The organism is Embleya sp. L77, from assembly GCF_055557415.1.
In genome coordinates this window covers 2,305,886-2,321,373 of record NZ_CM145710.1, presented here as the reverse complement: position 1 = coordinate 2,321,373, position 15,488 = coordinate 2,305,886, and the positions used below count along the sequence as shown (strand labels likewise).

The following is a 15,488-nucleotide window of genomic DNA, read 5'->3' as shown; positions in this document are numbered from 1 at the left end:
CGCATTCCGGCGGTCGAATCGATACACTGACCTCACCATGCCGAAACCACCCGCAACCCCAGTCCGCAGCAAGCGCACCGGCACCCAGCTGACCCCCGAGGCGATCATCGACGCGAGCCTGCGCATCGCGGCGCGGGGCAGCTCCGACGCGTTCACGATCCGCCGTCTCGGCGAGGAGTTGGGCACCGACCCGACCGCGATCTACCGGCACTTCCGCGACAAGGACGAGCTGCTGCTGTCCGTCGCCGACCGCACGCTGGGCGAGGTGCTCGACAGCATCCCCGACGGCCTCGACTGGCGGGATCGGCTGCGCGCGCTGGCCGACGGCTCGCTCGCGGTCGCGTTGAAGTACCCGGTGGTCGCCTCGACCATGGCCAGCCGGACCACCAGACGCCCCAACGAGTTCCGGGTCGTCGAACTCATCCTCGGGATGGTCACCGAAGCCGGCCTCGACGGCGCCGACGCGGCCCTGCACTACCGGATGGTCGGCGACTCGCTGCTGGCGTACGTCGGCCAGCGCGCGGCCTACCTGCTGTTCGATCCCGAGATCCGGGCGTCGGACGAGTCCGCCTGGAACGTCGAGTATCGGCTGGTGGACAGGCAGGGATTCCCGCACATCACCCGCTTGAGTGCGGAGTTGGCCGAGGTGTCGCAGGACCGGATCTTCCACGTCCGGGTGGAGGCGCTGATCACCGCGATCGAGCAGCGCGCGGCCGCCGTCCGGGAGGGCTGACACCCCGCCCGCGCCGGCGGGGCGGGCCGCATCACCCTCGCAACACCCGAAGGTCTCTCGCACAGCGTCTGCGCAACACTGTTGACATCAGTGATGCGCAGGCGCTTCACTCTCGTCCCATCGCACAGGTCGGGCTTCGACGCCGACCGGTCCGGGTCCTCTTGCCGCAACCGGCCGCGTTCGCCCGTGACAGGCGAACACCACCGCTCGGCATTTGTCGCCACGATCCCGAGACGAGGGATTTCATGCCCAAGCAACCTTCCGGCCCACGCACTTCCCCCACCCGAACCGTCGACCGCGCCGGGCTGCCCGCACCGCTGCGCGCCGTCTTCGCCACCCACGCCGAGGCCCGTCGGCGCGGCCTGCCCGTGGCCGAGGTGGCCGGCGAGCGGGCCGAGGCGGACCGCCGCGAGCAAACCCGCCGCGCCGAGGAACGCGAGGCCGCGGCCGGCCCCAGCCGACGCCGACTCCTCGGTGGCGCAGGCGCGTTGGCCGTCGCCGCCGCCACGCTGCCCGGCGGACTGCTCGCCCCCACGCGCGCCTCGGCCGCCACGCCGGTCGGCGCACCGCGCATCGTCGTGGTCGGCGCGGGCTTGGCCGGGCTGCGCTGCGCGCATCGACTGTGGACGGGTCATACGCCCGTCGCCGCCACCGTCTACGAGGCCGCCGACACCCACCTGGGCGGCCGATGCCGGTCCCTGCGCGGCTACTTCGCCGGCGGCCAGGTGCACGAGCACGGCGGCGCGTTCATCAGCTCGACCGACACCGAGATCCTCGCCCTCTCCCGCCGACTGGGCCTGAACAAGGAGGTTGCCGCCGGCGGCGCGCTGGCCACCGGGGACTACAAGGCGTGGATCGACGGCGCCGGATACGACGGCGTCGCCCAGCAGGACGACTGGATCGCGCACGCCTACAGCGCGTTCAGCGCCTCCTACGCCGCCGCCGGGACACCCCGCTACAACAACTTCACCGCCGAGGCGCGTCGGCTCGACCGGATGTCCGCCCTGGACTACCTCGCGGAGATCGGGCTGCCGGCCGGCTCCCGGCTCGGCCAACTGATCCAGTCGCTGCAACTGCAATCGGGCGGCGAACCGGGCGACTGTTCGGCGATGAGCCTGATCGGCTTCCTCGGCTCCTCCGAGGTCTTCGCCGGCGGCGGCTTCGACGAGAAGTACCATCTCATCGGCGGGAACGACCAGTTGGTCAGCGGCATGGTCGCGGAACTGCCGGCCGGCGCCGTCAAGCCGGGCCATCGACTGGTCGCGCTGCGGCAGAACAGCAACGGCAGCTACACCTGTACGTTCGACCACGCCGGCAGCACGGTCTCGGTCGCCGCCGACCACGTCGTGCTGGCCCTGCCGTTCAGCACGCTGCGCAACGTGGACCTGTCCGGTGCGAGCCTGTCCGCGCTCAAGCTCAAGGCGATCCGCGAGCAGGGCATGGGGCAGAACGCGAAGATCGTCACCCAGCTCACCCGCAAGACCTGGCCCGCCGTCGGCGGCAACGGCATCAGCAACACCGGCCCGGCCGGCTACCAGACCTCCTGGGACGGTTCGGTGCACCTGGGCGAGAACGGCGCGCCGGCCCTGCTGGTGAACTTCCCCGGCGGCAACGTTGCCCGCAACACCCTCACCGGGGCGGCGCACGGCCCGGCGCCGGCCGCCGACGTGCAGTGGTTCCACAACCAGATCGAGCACCTGTTCCCGGGCACCACGGCGGCGTACAACGGCAGGGCGTACGAGGACCATTGGTCGCTCGATCCCTGGTCGCTGGGCGCCTACCACTACTACCGGGTCGGTCAGTACACCTCGATCGCCGGCTATGAGGGCGTCCAGGAGGGCCGGATCCACTTCGCGGGCGAGCACACCGACGTGGACAACTCCACCCTGAACGCGGCGGTGGCCTCCGGGGAGCGGGCCGCGGACGAGATCTCCTGCCAGATCTGAGGATGGTCGGGTCGATGCCGGTGTCGTGCGGGCCCCGCACCGAGAGGAGCGGCGGCAGCGACGGCGCCGGGGTCGGCACGGCGGTTGCCCGGACCGCGGACGGCCACGCCCGCAGGCCGAGCGACCCGGTGCGGCGGGTGACCACCTTCCCCGGGTGGTCACCCGCCGCGCCCGCGCCGCCGCCGACCTCTCCGGGCCGGCACCCCGGCGTCGGGGCTCACAGGCGGTAGCACCCGTACTCGCGTGGGGCGCGTGCGCCGGGGGGAATGGGGAACGCCATGGATCTGGCGGGGCGTTGCCCGTCGGTCGGATACCAGATGGCGTCGTCCGGTTCCACCAGTGCGAGTTCGGCGGTCCAGGCGGGGCGGGTCGGGTCGAAGGGCTGGACGTGAACCCGGTCGGTGTCCGGGTCGATGTGCTCGATCACCCCGGGCGGATGTGTCCTTCGCAGACTCTCGTCCCTGTGCTTCACCTTGCTACCGATGCGATCGAGTGTGTCGCCGGCGCTCATCGGTGTACCTCCGATTCCGTCTTCTGCGAGTGAGGGTGCGGGAGTTGGTGCCGCACCTCGGCCAGGCCAGTGGCCGAGGTGCGGCGGTTCAGGGGGCGGGCCGGGCGGGCGGCTCGGCCGGGCGAACGCTGTCGGAGGGCATGGCCCAGGCGACCCGTCCGCCCGGAGGCTGCACCGTGAGCGTCTGCTGCCCGTCGGGGAGCGGCTGCGCCATCAGAATCTGGCCGGGGTGACGCACCCGGCGCACGGCCTCGTTGGCCGGTTCCACCCAGTCACCCTCGCGATACATCGCCACTCCCCCTTGCGGCCCCGGGCGCGGCGACCTCGTCCTCCAGCACCCGGAGGTTCCCGCAGCGTGTCCGGAACTCGGTGCCGCCCGGGAGCCGGACGAACGCCTGGAGGTTGATGACCGCGGCGAACGTGCCGCTTCTGCCCGACAGTTCGCAACGGACCGGGCGTTTGGCGTTGGCTTTCCAGAAGCGGGCCACGTGGTCCGTGGTCCAGTCACGGGGGTCTTCGGGGTAGCTCTCGGGAGTGGGCATACCTGTCCTCTCGGTTGCCGCCAGTACTGATTCGGCCACTCTGTGAACAAGCATCGGCCGGACACCTAGGCTGCAATAGCCGCTAGCGTTTACGTGATCTGCCGTAAAGGGGGATCCATGGGCGACGGGACCCAGGAAGGGGCGTCGATCGGAGAACTGTTCGGGCGCATGGTTGCAACACTCCGCGAGGCTGCCGGCTACCGCCAAGCCGAACTCGCGCGTGCCATGTACGGCTTGAGTAGCACCCGGCTGAATCAGATCGAACGAGGAACAGGGCACCCACCGACACTGGCGAACGCCATGGCTCTGGATGCCGAACTCAACACAGGTGGGCTCCTCGCCGAGCTGTGGAAGCACAGCAACAGCCGCATGTTTCTCACGTGGTCACAACCACTCATGGAACTCGAAGGCAGTGCTGTCGAAATCCACACGTACCTCGACCAGTTCATTCCGGGTCTACTTCAGACGGAAGGCTATGCACGAGCGCTGCTACGGTCGGCTCGCACAGTTCGGGATGAGGCTCATCTAGAAGAACGACTACTCACCCGATTGAGTCGACAGGAAAGACTAGACGGCCCGAACGCGCCTTACCTCTGGGTAATCCTCAACGAAGCTGTCATTCGCAGACCGATCGGCGGACCGGACATCATGCGTGAGCAGCTCGCACGGCTGCTCGCAACCAAGCACAACGAGCGCATCAGTCTCCAGATCCTGCCCTTCAGTGAAGGCAATTTCCCTCGTATGGGAGGCGCTTTGACGTTGCTGACGGCGCCGGACAAGCGCAAGGTTGCCTACACCGAGGGTGCGGACGATGGCCGTCTGATCGAGGATCCGGACGAGGTCGGGCAGTACGCCGCAATCCATGAACGGCAGCGGGCAAAAGCCCTACCGTTAGGGATGTCCATGGACATGATCCGAGAAGCCTTGGAGGACCTGGACCGTGCACGCATCCCAAGCTCAGCCCAAGCTCTACGGCTGGCGAAAGTCCAGCTACAGCAACGGCACCGGCGGCAACTGCGTGGAGGTCGCCCACGACTTCCCAGGCATCGTCCCCGTTCGTGACAGCAAGCGTCCGAACGCGGGCCATCTCATAATCGGCGCGGCCTCGTGGTCCGCCCTCACCGCGTCGCTCCGCGCCTGACGCCATCAGTTCGCCCCCACGGGCCCGGCCGCCTCCTCGGCGCCGGGCCCGTCGTCGCGTCGGGCCCGAGCCCAACGCGGCGACGGGCCGAGGCGCCATAGGCATCCCCTATAGCCCCTGCTGACATTTCGTCTTTGCCTCGCCTTCTCTTCCCGACCTACCGTGAAACCGCTCGACGAGGTGCGTACCGCGAACCGCACCGCGAATTCTTCGAGGATTCGCGCTCTGCGCACGTCGATCCTTCTTCCGTCGAGCGGACAAACACGCAATCGAGAGGACCGGTGGCATGACCACGATCGAAAACGGATCGGGAACGCAGGAATTCGCGGGAAAGCGCGCCCTGGTCACGGGTGGTTCGCGCGGAATCGGAGCGGCCGTGGTGCGCCGCCTCCTGGACGCCGGCGCCGAGGTGCTCACGACCGCCAGGTCGGCGACGGGCACCGTGCCGGAAGGGGCCGCCTTCGTGGAGGCCGACGTGCGGACCCGGGCCGGCGCACAGGCGCTCGCCGCAGCCGCGCAGGAGGTGCTCGGCGGGGTGGACGTCCTCGTCCACAACGCGGGTGGGGCGGGACCGTACCGGGGCGCCCTGGCCATCCCCGACGAGGAGTGGCAGGACGCGCTGGACCTGAACTTCCTGGCGTCGGTGCGGCTCGACGCGCTCCTGGCACCGGGGATGCGCGAACGGCGTTCGGGGGCGATCGTGCACGTCTCCTCGGCCGCGGTCCCCACCGTGGCACCACCGTTCCTGCACTACACGGCGGCCAAGGCGGCGCTGGAGAACTACAGCCGGGGACTGGCCGCGGAGTTGGCCCCCTTCGGAATCCGGGTCAACACCGTGTCTCCCGGCAGGACGACCACCCCCGGCGGCGAGGAAACGCGCAAGCAGTGGGCGCGCCTGGACTCGGGGCCGGGACAGGACACCACCACACCCCCGCTGGGGCGCGACGGCCGGCCCGACGACATTGCCGACGCGGTGCTGTTCCTCATGTCCGAGCGGGCGAGCTGGCTGACCGGTAGCAATCTCGTCGTGGACGGCGGCGAATTCCCCCGGGGCTGACACCGCCCGCATTCCCGAAACGCGGTTCCGGCAAAAGGAATCCGGTCGGGCGTCGTCGACGGTCATTCCCCACGCCCACAAGGCATCACGAAAGGTCACGCGACATGGAATTGCAGGGCAAGACCGCTCTGGTCACCGGCGGCACCTCCGGCATCGGTCTGGCAACCGCTCGATTGTTGGCCTGTGCGGGTGCCGAAGTCGTCATCACCGGCCGCGACGGCCGGCGTGGCGAGAACGCGGTGCACGCCGCGCAGGAGGACGGCGTGGTCCGATTCGTCCCGGCCGACCTGGCCGACTTGGACTCGGTCGCCGAACTGGCCCGGCAGAGCGGGCCGGTCGACATCCTCGTCAACAACGCGGGCGCCTTCCCCACCTCGCTCACCGTCGAACAGAGCGTGGCGGACTACGAGCGGATCTTCGACACCAATGTGCGCGGCGCCTACTTCCTGGTCGCCACGCTCGTACCGCACATGCTCGGGAAGGGCGAGGGCAACATCGTCAACGTCACCTCGCTTGCGGCGTTCAAGAGCTCCCCCGGTGCCTCGGCCTACAGTGCGTCCAAGGCTGCGCTGGGCTCGCTGACCCGTACCTGGGCGGCGGAATTCGCCGACGGCGGCGTACGGGTCAACAGCGTCGCTCCCGGTCCGACCCGCACCGAAGGTGTGCTGGCCGAGTGGGGCGAGGAGGGCAACGAGGGCGTGGCCAAGGCCCTGGGGCTCAAGCGCACGGCCCGGGCTCACGAGATCGCCGAGGCGATCTGCTTCCTTGTTTCTCCGCGCGCCGGCTACATCACCGGTACCACGATCCACGTCGACGCGGGCGGCACCGTTTTCTAGTGCCGCGCCCGGCAACGTTTTCCCCGTCGTGGTGTTCGGTGCGGTGCATCGGCGTGCCGCCGGAACGTTCTCGTACTTGGAGTACTCGGACGTTTCGGCGGGGCGGCGAGGTGCCGTGCCGGGCGCCGCGACGGGGTGAACGTTGCCGGGCGCGGCACTAGTCGGGGCGATCCTCCGCGCGAGCGGCCGGGCGCCGCGGGAGGAGGCCACCGGCCGAGCTCACGCCGATGCCGGGTTCACGTAGGCTCGGACGGGCTTCTTCGCCTACCGGAAGGACTGTGATGAGCACCGACGCCGGTTCGCTGACTCCCGAGGATCTGGAGTTCCTCCGACGCCCTCTGCACGGATTCCTGTCCGTGGCCGGAGGGCCGATCCCGCCACAGCCCCGGCCCGTGTGGTTCGAGGCCACCGCCGAGGGCACCATCCAAGTCTTCACCGGCCCGGACTCGCCCAAGGTGCAACGCCTGCGCCGCGACCCCCGCGCCTCGATCGTCGTAGCCGCCCCGGTGGGCGAAAGCGAGCGCTGGGTGTCGGTCGCGGGCCGGGTCACCGTGGAACCCGAGGGAGCACACGACCTGTGCACCCGCCTGGCCGCTCGCTATTGGGACGTCGACGACCCGGCCCGAGCCGACCAACTCGCCGAGATGCTGGCTGCGGACCAGGTTCGACTCGTCATCCACCCCGAGGTGGTAAGGCGCTACGCGAATTGACGCCTGCGGCAACCTGTTCGAGCGCCCGCGCGGTGGCGGCGGCCTCGGCGGCCTCCAGCCGGGAGTTACACCCCACTTCGCGCCGGTCCGGGAGTACCCGTCAGGTCGAATGAGACAGCTCGCCGGCGGGTGCCCTCTCGTCCAAGGAAGCGGGCAGGGAGGCAGCCTCGAACCAGGTCTCCTGGCGCAGGAGTTCGAGCAGCGCCGTCTCCGCAGGGCCCGCGCCCGACCGGAGCACGGCGATGACGGGCTGGGACACGACCGGAGACACCGGGCGGGCAAGGTGCTCGTAGCCGTGGGGCACCGCGGAGGCCGGGACGAGCGTCGCCCCCAGCCCGTGGGCGGCCCAGCGCACGGCCGTCGCCGTCTGGGACACCCGGGCGACCGTGGTCGGGGTCGGATCGTTGTTCCGCAGCACGTTCAGCAGCACGCCGTCGAGCGCGCTGTCGCGGTCGAACCTCACCCACGGCTCCCCTTCCAGGTCGCGCAGCTCGACCCGGTCCGCGCCGAACAGCCGGTGTCCGGCGCCCGCCACCACGACGAACTCCTCGTCGCCGAGGTGGTGGGCGTCGGCAGGGCTCCGCTCGCACGCCGCCATCAGGGCCAGGTCCAGCACGCCCCGGCGGCACAGCCGCTCCAGCTCGGCGCTGCTCGTCTCCTCGAAGACGGTGACCTCCACCCGCGGAAAGCGGCGACGCAACGCGCCCAGCGCGCCCGGTAGCTGCCGTGTGCCGAAGCCCATCTGTACCGCGACCACCAGTTCGCCGACCAGCTCTTCGGCGCCGGCCCGCGCCGTCGCGCGTGCCCGCCGCGCCGCGTTCACCGCGGCCTCCGCCTCCCGCAGGAACGCGCGACCGACCGCGGTGGGCACCAGTCCGGTCGGCGTACGCGCGAACAGTTCCACGCCGAGTTCCCGCTCCAGGCCACGGATCTGCTGGGACACCGATGGTTGGGCGACGCGCAGCAACTCCGCCGCCGCCGTCACCGAGCCCTCCTCGGCAACCGCCAGGGCGTACTCGAACTGACGAAGGCTCATCGGCTCCCGTCCCCTCCCTGCGGTGACCGCGGTCCACCCGTGGTAAGCACTGTAATGGTCGTAAAGGCAAGTAACCCGGTCCCACCGGTGAAGATTCCCGGGACACGGCCGGAGTCGGCTCGGGAACGGGCGGAAAGCTGTTCACCTGCATGTCCCCGTGCATGCACCCCGCGACCGGGGGTCGGGGGCCGGGTGTCGGGCGCCGGGTCAGGACAGCCCCGAGCCCAGCGCGACGAAGGCGCAGATCAGGACGAAGAGAATCGCCAACAGGGGCGCCGCGAAGCGGAGGTACTGGTTGTAACCGACCTTCGCCAACGACACGCCGCCCATGACGACCGCCGTCGTGGGCACCCACAGGTTCATCCACCCGGACGCCGACTGCCACGCCGTGACCACCAACGCACGCGGTACGTCGGCGAAATCGGCCAGCGGGGCCAAAATCGGCATGGCCAGGGTCGCGTGCCCCGACGTGGACGGGATCAGAAAGGCCAGCGGCAGGTTGACGCCGAAGATCAACAGGCCGAACACCGCCGACGACGTGCCGGAGACCGCGCCCTCCATCGAGTGCAGGACCGTGTCGGTGACCTGGGCGTTGTTCATGATGACGGTGACGCCGCGGGCCAGCATGATGATCAGCGCCGGCGAGACGAAGTCGCCCGCGCCCTGGATGATCGTCTCGGCGAGCTTCTGCTCGCCGAGCCGCGCCAACACCCCGATGATCACTGCCGCCACGAAGAACAACGCGGCCAAATGGGCGAAGGACCAGTCCAGTTCCCAGCCGTACGCGGTGGCGTCGGCGTCGCCGGTGAGCACCTGGGCCCACGGGATGATCGAGAAGATCATGAACACGAACGTGACCGTCACCGCGACCAGGACCACCTGATGGGTCCGGGTCAGCGGCGGCGGCTCACTGTCGGTGGTCGCCGCGTCGGCCGCCTCGCGGTCCCCCGGCAGGAAGCCCACCAGCGAGCGGGACGGATCGGCCTTGACCCGATGGGCGTACCGCACCACGTACAGGATGGTCACCGTGGTCAACACGATCAGCATCAGCAACCGCAGCACGATGCCGTCGCCCAGCGAGATCCCCGCCGCCGAGGAGGCGACCCCGGTCGCGAACGGGTTGACCGTCGAGCACAACACGCCCACCCCCGCGCCCAGGATGATCGTGGCGGTGGCCACCATCCGGTCGTAGCCCAGCGCCAGCATCAACGGCACGATCAGGCCGTAGAACCCGAGCGTCTCCTCGGCGAAGCCCTCGACCGAGCCGAGGATGGCGAACACCGTCATGATCGCCGCGATCAGCACCACACCGCGGGTCCGCAGCCGATGCGCAAGCCGGGCAATGCCGCGGTCCAGCGCGCCGGTGGCGAACACGACGGTGATGAAGGCTCCGATGGCCAGGACGAACAGGAACACCGCCGCGCTGCCGTACAGATCACCCGTGTTGTCCGGCGCGACCTGCCCGCTCCGGGTGTCCTTGATCCCGTACAGGCCGTTGACCGGCGACAGGAACAGGTCGTTCAGCCGCTGGACGAAGTCCTCCGGCGACTTGGTGTGGTGGTAGCTGCCCGCGACCGGCTTGCCGTCCTCACCGCGCTGATACTGGCCGGCCGGAATCGCGAAGGTCAACGCCCACACCGCGATCGTCACGATCGCCAGCACCGTCAGCGCACTGGGAAAGCGGAAGCCGCGCTTGGGCGGGGGCGCTTCGTCCTCGGCCTGCGTCGAAGCCTGATCGGTGCTCACGCGCTGCTCCTTGCGGCTGCTGAAGAATCGGGAGTGGGCCGGCAGGACCTCACCGTGCCCGTCGACGGGACCTCCGCGGGTGTCGACTCCGACGGCGAAAGCCCCTGTCGAACAGGGAGGTTCGCAGCAGGCACTAGCCGCGCCCGAAGCGCTCCGCGTACGCGGCGAAGAACGCGGCCTCCGCCACCACCGCGTCGCGCAGTTCGCTCACCAGCACCCGCTCGTTGGGCCCGTGCAGGTTGCACATGCTGTCCTGCGCCCCGAACAGCAGGATCTCCGCGTTCGGTTGGGCCGCCGCCAGGCTGTTGACCAACGGAATCGATCCGCCCGCCGCCGCGTGTACCGGCTCCGCGCCCCACGCCGTGCGCAGCGCCTCGTGCGCGGCCCGGTAGGCGGGCCCGTCGCTGGCCGCGGCGAACCCGGAGCCCGGCGCGCCGGCCTGGGTCACCCGCAGCGGCACCCCGAACGGCCGTAGCCCGACCAGGAATTCGATCAGCAGGCGCTGCGCCTCCGCCGGATCCTGGGCCGGATGGCAACGCATGTTCAGCTTTGCCCGGGCGGCCGGCACCACGGCGGATGCGGCTCGTTCGACCGAGGGCGCGTCCAGGCCGATGACCGTGATCGCCGGTCCCGACCACAAGCGCGAGCCCAGGTTTCCGGTGCCGATCAGCGGCATGCCCTCGCGGATCCCGGCCAGCCGGCGGAACTCCTCCTCGTCCCAACCGCCGCCCGACCACTGCTCGCGGCGCAGGCCCGGCACCGCCACGTCGCCGTTCGCGTCGTGCAGCGCGGCCAGGGCGTGCAACAGGACCAACAGCGCATCGGGCGCCGCCCCGCCGAAGTTGCCGCTGTGCTTGGCCTCTTCGAGGGTGCGCACCTCGACGATCACCTCGACCACCCCGCGCAGCGCCACCGTCAGCGTGCCGGTGCCCGGGCGGACATTGCCCATGTCGGCGATCACCATCGCGTCGCACGCGAACTCGTCCGGGTGGGTCGGCGGGTAGTCGTCGAACTCGCTGCCGTACTCCTCCTGCCCCTCGAACACGATCCGGATCCCCACCGGCGGCCGCCCGTCGAAGGCCCGCAGCGCGCCCAGGTGCACGATCAGGTTCGACTTGTCGTCGGCCACCCCGCGCCCGTGGATCGCGCCGTCGACGTCGGTCGGTTCGAACGGCTGCGTCGTCCACAACGACTCGTCCCCGGCGGGCTGCACGTCGTAGTGGCCGTACAGCAGCACGGTCGGCGCATCCGGGTGCGGGGGCGGGATGTGACCCGTGATCACCGGCGAGGTGTCCGGCAGCCGCAGTGCGGCGACGTCCTGCACCCCGGCCTCGCGCAGCAGCCCGACCAGCATGTCGTGAGCCTGCTGCACCGGCTCCGGCGGATGGCCGGGGAATGCGATCGACGGAATCCGGGTGAGCCGCCGCAGGTCCTCGCAGAGTTCGTCGAGCATGCCGTCGACCCGTGTGGTCAGCTCGTCCATTCGTCATGCCCCTAACCGCGCGCCGGGCACGGTGCGCCGATCGCGTCGCCCGACCCATGCTCGCCCGAATCGGGGGGCAACGAACGGCACGCCGCGCGACGCCACCGGAGGCTCACCCGGGTGGCGGTAGGCCCTGGCCGGCGGATCCTGGTGAGGCCGCCGGACGGAGTCCGGCCGGCGGCCCACCCGACCGGGAGCGGTCGCCCCCAAACGACGACATCGGTCCCCCGTCTCGCACGGGGCGAGACGAGGGACCGGTCGGCACCGCGTCACGGGGGGAACGCGGTGATCCTGCCCGCCTCCGTGCCGGAGGCGGTGTGGGTGGCAGCGGGTGCGACAGCCGTCAGTTCACCCGCGGCGTGACCTGCCCGTTCACGAACAGGTAGCGCTCGCCCGTCTCGAAGGTGCCGAAGGTCGTCTCGCGCCAGATCGTCGATCCGGGCGTGCGGAGCGCGAACAGGTCCTCGGCCACCGGAACCAACGACATTTCCTGCACGGCGTCGGGGAGGGTGTCCGCGAGTTCCCCGGTCAGCTGGATCCGCAGCACCAGGCCCTCGGGGGTCGTGCGCACCTCGGCACGCTGCATGGCGCGCTCGTACACGCCGACGTAGCGCTCGGCGTCCACGGCCGGCGGCTCGGCCGGCGGGGCGAACAACTCGGGCAGGGCGACCTGCGCGACCTCGGCGAAGATCTCCCGGAACAGGTCCTCGTACAGTTCCGGCGCGTCCCCGCCGTTGGTCAACAGCGACACCGCCAGGCCCAGTTCGGGAATGGTCCGGAGGAAGGCGAACTGCCCGATGGTGCCGCCGTCGTGGCCGAACACCTCGTGGCCGTCCCACTCGTAGCGGTGCCAGCCCAGGCCCCACGAGGCGCCGGTGACCGACAGGTCGGCCACCTCGACCTGCTTCTCGCGCATCGCGAGGGCGTGCTCGGCGCCCAGAAGCCGGGTTCCGTCGGCGGTCGCACCGTCGGCCAGGTGCAGCCGGGCGAACCGCAGCAGCTCCGCCGAGGTGGAACCGATCAGCCCGGCGGGTCCGGCCGAGCGGGGCAACATCCACACCGGGGCGACCTGCGGCGTGCCGCCGTCCTCGGACACGTGGCCGACCGCGGCGCGCAGCAGCAGCGCCTCCTCGGGCAGCGTGATGGTGCGTTCCAGGCCCAGCGGCCCGCTCAGCCGCTCGCGCAACACCTGGTCCCAGGTCTTGCCGGTGAGGTGTTCGATCACCCGTCCGGCCAGCGTGAAGCCGGAGTTGCAGTACGACCAGGCGCCGCCGGGCGGGAACACCTGCGTCGCGTCGCCGAGGGTCGCCACGTACTTGGCCAGGCAGTCGTCGCCGCGTCCGGTGTCGATGAACCGGTCCCCTTCGATGCCACTCGTGTGGGTGAGCAGGTGGCGCATGGTGATCTGCTTGGCCAGTTCCGGGTCGGACAGCCGCAGTTCCGGCAGCACCTCGCTCAGCGGCTGGTCCAGGTCCAGCAGCCCGTCCTCGACCAGTTGCATGACCAGCGTCGTGGTCCACACCTTGGTGATCGAGCCGATCTGGAACACCGAGTCCGTGGTCACCGGGACCCCGGTGTTCAGGTTGAGCACACCGTACGCGGCCTCGACCAGATCGTCCGACGCGTGCTCGTCGATGCGCAGGATGCCCAGGGTCGCCCCCGGGATCTTGTGCCGCTCGGCCAGCGTGGTCAGCCGGCGCTGCCAGTGCGCGGCGTCCAGCGCGGCCGGCCGGACGCGGCCGGCGGATCCGGCGTACTGCTCGACCCAGTCGACGATCCGGCGGTTCCAGTCCAGTCGGTGCGAAGGCGGGCCCGAGAGGATGAACAGGTGCGACCCCTCGGGGTAGAGCACCATCCGGGTGGGCACGTGCCGCTCGCGCAGCGCGGCGAACCACTGCTGGGCCTGGCCCAGCGGACAGCGCACGTCGGCGCCGCCCTGCAGGATCAGCGTGGGCGTTTCGACGTCGCCCACCTTGGCGAACGGGTTCGACCGCGCGTACAGCTCGGGTGCGTCCCACGGGGTGCCGTCGAACTCGGCCCGGGACATGTAGGAGCCGAGGTCCGAGGTGCCGGCCAGGCTGGTCAGATCGCTGACCACGCCGCCCGCGACGGCCGCCGCGAAACGCCGGTCGCGGCTGGTGAGGTAGCACGTCATGAAGCCGCCGTAGCTGTAGCCGGCGACGGCCAGGCGCTGCGGGTCGGCGATGCCCTCGGCGACCAGTTCGTCCAGCGGCTCCAGGAAGTCCGCGGCGTCCATCTCGCCCCACGCGCCGACGGTGGCGGCGAAGAACTCCTCGCCGTAGCCGTCGCTGGCCCGCGGGTTGATCAGCAGGATGGTCCAGCCGCGCTCGGCCAGCACCTGGTGGTAGAGGTGCACCGGGTCGGCCGAGCCGCTCCACGCGTTGTGCGGGCCGCCGTGGATGTCCATCAGCACCGGCGAGGGGCCGGTCGTCTTCGGGTCGCGCAGCAGTCGGCCGTGCACGACGGTGCCGTCGACGAGGGTGAACCGGCGGTCGACCAGGGTGTACAGCTCGACGTCCGGCAGGGACTGCGCGCCGTGCGCGGTGAGCACCCGCTCGGTGCCGTCGGCCGGGTCCACCAGGACGACCTCGGCGTACGAGGAGGGGGTGGACAGCACGGTGGCGACGGGGCCGGGGGTGGTGGGCACGGAGAGGCCGGAGACGGATCTGCCGGTACCACCGAGCACCAGGCGCGTGCCGCCGCTTGCCAGGTCGAGCGCGTACAGGTGGGTGTTGCCGGCCTCGCGGACGCAGAACAGGAGTTCCCGGCCCTCGGGCGTGGCCTGCGGCAACGCGCCCGGGTAACCGGCGCCGCCGGGCATCACGTTGCGGTCCAGCGCCCCGGCGAGGTCTTCGGTGGGGCCGCCGGCGAGCGGGACGCGCAGCAGGCGGGTGTGCCCGGTGCGGGTGTGCTCGGCGCCCAGCACCAGCAGGGATTCGCCGTCGGGGGTCCAGCCGACCCAGCCGGCCATGCCCTCCGCGGGGCCCACGCGTACGGCCGTCGCACCGGGGGTGGACAGGTCGAGGACGTATGCCGCGGATTGCATGGTCAGGTCGGTGTCCGGGCCCGGCCCCGCACCGTAGGCCAGTCGTCGTCCGTCCGGCGACCAGGTCGGGTCGCTCGCGTGCCAGTCGCCCTCGGTGACCCGGGTGACCTCGCCGGAGGCCAGGTCCAGCACGTGCACGTGCTTGCGCAGGGTGCCCAGCAGGCCGACGCCGTCCACCTGGTAGTCCAGGCGGTCGATGACCATCGGCGCGTTCGCCCGGGCGGCCTTCGCGGACTCGTCCTCGCCCGCGACGGCATGGATGTCGACCACGGCGCCGAAGGCCAGGCGGGTGCCGTCGGGGCTCCACACCGGCTGGCCGGCGCCCATCGGCAGTCGGGTCAGCCGGCGCGGCTCGCCGCCGTCGAGCGGCAGTTCCCACAGCTGCGGCGGGCCGTCGACCGCGCGCAGGAACACCACCCGGGTGCCGTCCGGTGACCACACGGGTGTGCTGTCCGAGGGGCCTTCAGTGAGCTTTTCCGGCTCGCCGCCCGCGGTGGCGACCTGCCACAGGGAGCGCACGTTGCGGTCCGCCTGCGGATCGACGCCGACCAGGGTATAGAGCACCCGGGTGCCATCGGGGGAGATCACCGGCTGCTCCGGCAGTGCGATCGCGTTCAGATCGTCCAGACGCAGACGTCGTGTCATGGCTTTCTCCATCCTGGTCGGCCCGTCCCGGTCGC

General features: G+C 70.9%; 13 protein-coding genes. 7 read left to right on the top strand and 6 right to left on the bottom strand.

Going from position 1 to position 15,488, the window contains the following annotated elements; genetic code table 11:
- The first annotated feature begins 37 nt into the window (after positions 1-37).
- Both ACZOOI_RS39895 and ACZOOI_RS39890 read left to right on the top strand, forming a co-directional pair.
- The gene (locus ACZOOI_RS39895; protein ID WP_465281705.1) at positions 38-733 is read left to right on the top strand and encodes a TetR/AcrR family transcriptional regulator; all 696 of its coding nucleotides are present in this window, start codon (positions 38-40) and stop codon (positions 731-733) included.
- A gap of 245 nt (positions 734-978) precedes the next feature.
- Complete coding sequence (locus tag ACZOOI_RS39890; protein ID WP_465281704.1) at positions 979-2,679, top strand: flavin monoamine oxidase family protein; 1,701 nt, start codon at positions 979-981, stop codon at positions 2,677-2,679.
- A gap of 217 nt (positions 2,680-2,896) precedes the next feature.
- Here ACZOOI_RS39890 and ACZOOI_RS39885 read toward each other — a convergent pair whose 3' ends face one another.
- The gene (locus ACZOOI_RS39885; RefSeq protein ID WP_465281703.1) at positions 2,897-3,190 is read right to left on the bottom strand and encodes a hypothetical protein; all 294 of its coding nucleotides are present in this window, start codon (positions 3,188-3,190) and stop codon (positions 2,897-2,899) included.
- Positions 3,191-3,278: 88 nt separating this feature from the next.
- A complete protein-coding gene (locus ACZOOI_RS39880) occupies positions 3,279-3,479 on the bottom strand; it encodes a hypothetical protein (protein WP_391589480.1) in 201 nt (66 codons plus the stop codon).
- Positions 3,480-3,849: 370 nt separating this feature from the next.
- Between ACZOOI_RS39880 and ACZOOI_RS39875 the strand changes: the two genes are divergently transcribed.
- The 5 genes from ACZOOI_RS39875 to ACZOOI_RS39855 all read left to right on the top strand — a co-directional run bounded on the left by ACZOOI_RS39875 (position 3,850) and on the right by ACZOOI_RS39855 (position 7,476).
- Positions 3,850-4,794, top strand: coding sequence for a helix-turn-helix domain-containing protein (locus ACZOOI_RS39875; protein WP_465281702.1), 945 nt, complete (start codon positions 3,850-3,852; stop codon positions 4,792-4,794).
- A complete protein-coding gene (locus ACZOOI_RS39870; RefSeq protein ID WP_465281701.1) occupies positions 4,751-4,873 on the top strand; it encodes a DUF397 domain-containing protein in 123 nt (40 codons plus the stop codon). The genes ACZOOI_RS39875 and ACZOOI_RS39870 overlap by 44 nt, the downstream gene beginning before the upstream one ends.
- A 286-nt stretch (positions 4,874-5,159) precedes the next feature.
- Complete coding sequence (locus ACZOOI_RS39865; RefSeq protein ID WP_465281700.1) at positions 5,160-5,930, top strand: oxidoreductase; 771 nt, start codon at positions 5,160-5,162, stop codon at positions 5,928-5,930.
- A 104-nt stretch (positions 5,931-6,034) separates the two neighbouring features.
- Positions 6,035-6,766 carry an SDR family NAD(P)-dependent oxidoreductase gene (locus ACZOOI_RS39860; RefSeq protein ID WP_465281699.1) on the top strand — a complete coding sequence of 244 codons (732 nt, stop codon included), beginning with the start codon at positions 6,035-6,037 and terminating at the stop codon, positions 6,764-6,766.
- A gap of 281 nt (positions 6,767-7,047) precedes the next feature.
- Positions 7,048-7,476, top strand: coding sequence for a pyridoxamine 5'-phosphate oxidase family protein (locus ACZOOI_RS39855; protein WP_465281698.1), 429 nt, complete (start codon positions 7,048-7,050; stop codon positions 7,474-7,476).
- Between the two features lie 100 nt (positions 7,477-7,576).
- On the opposite strand, the gene ACZOOI_RS39850 is transcribed toward ACZOOI_RS39855, so the two are convergent.
- The 4 genes from ACZOOI_RS39850 to ACZOOI_RS39835 form a co-directional block, all read right to left on the bottom strand.
- Positions 7,577-8,512 carry a LysR family transcriptional regulator gene (locus tag ACZOOI_RS39850; protein WP_465281697.1) on the bottom strand — a complete coding sequence of 312 codons (936 nt, stop codon included), beginning with the start codon at positions 8,510-8,512 and terminating at the stop codon, positions 7,577-7,579.
- Positions 8,513-8,719: 207 nt separating this feature from the next.
- The gene (locus tag ACZOOI_RS39845; RefSeq protein ID WP_465281696.1) at positions 8,720-10,258 is read right to left on the bottom strand and encodes a YfcC family protein; all 1,539 of its coding nucleotides are present in this window, start codon (positions 10,256-10,258) and stop codon (positions 8,720-8,722) included.
- Positions 10,259-10,391: 133 nt separating this feature from the next.
- The gene (locus tag ACZOOI_RS39840) at positions 10,392-11,741 is read right to left on the bottom strand and encodes a M20/M25/M40 family metallo-hydrolase (protein WP_465281695.1); all 1,350 of its coding nucleotides are present in this window, start codon (positions 11,739-11,741) and stop codon (positions 10,392-10,394) included.
- Positions 11,742-12,084: 343 nt separating this feature from the next.
- Positions 12,085-15,453: a serine hydrolase gene (locus ACZOOI_RS39835; RefSeq protein ID WP_465281694.1), complete on the bottom strand. Its 3,369-nt coding sequence runs from the start codon at positions 15,451-15,453 to the stop codon at positions 12,085-12,087.
- Positions 15,454-15,488: the final 35 nt, after the last annotated feature.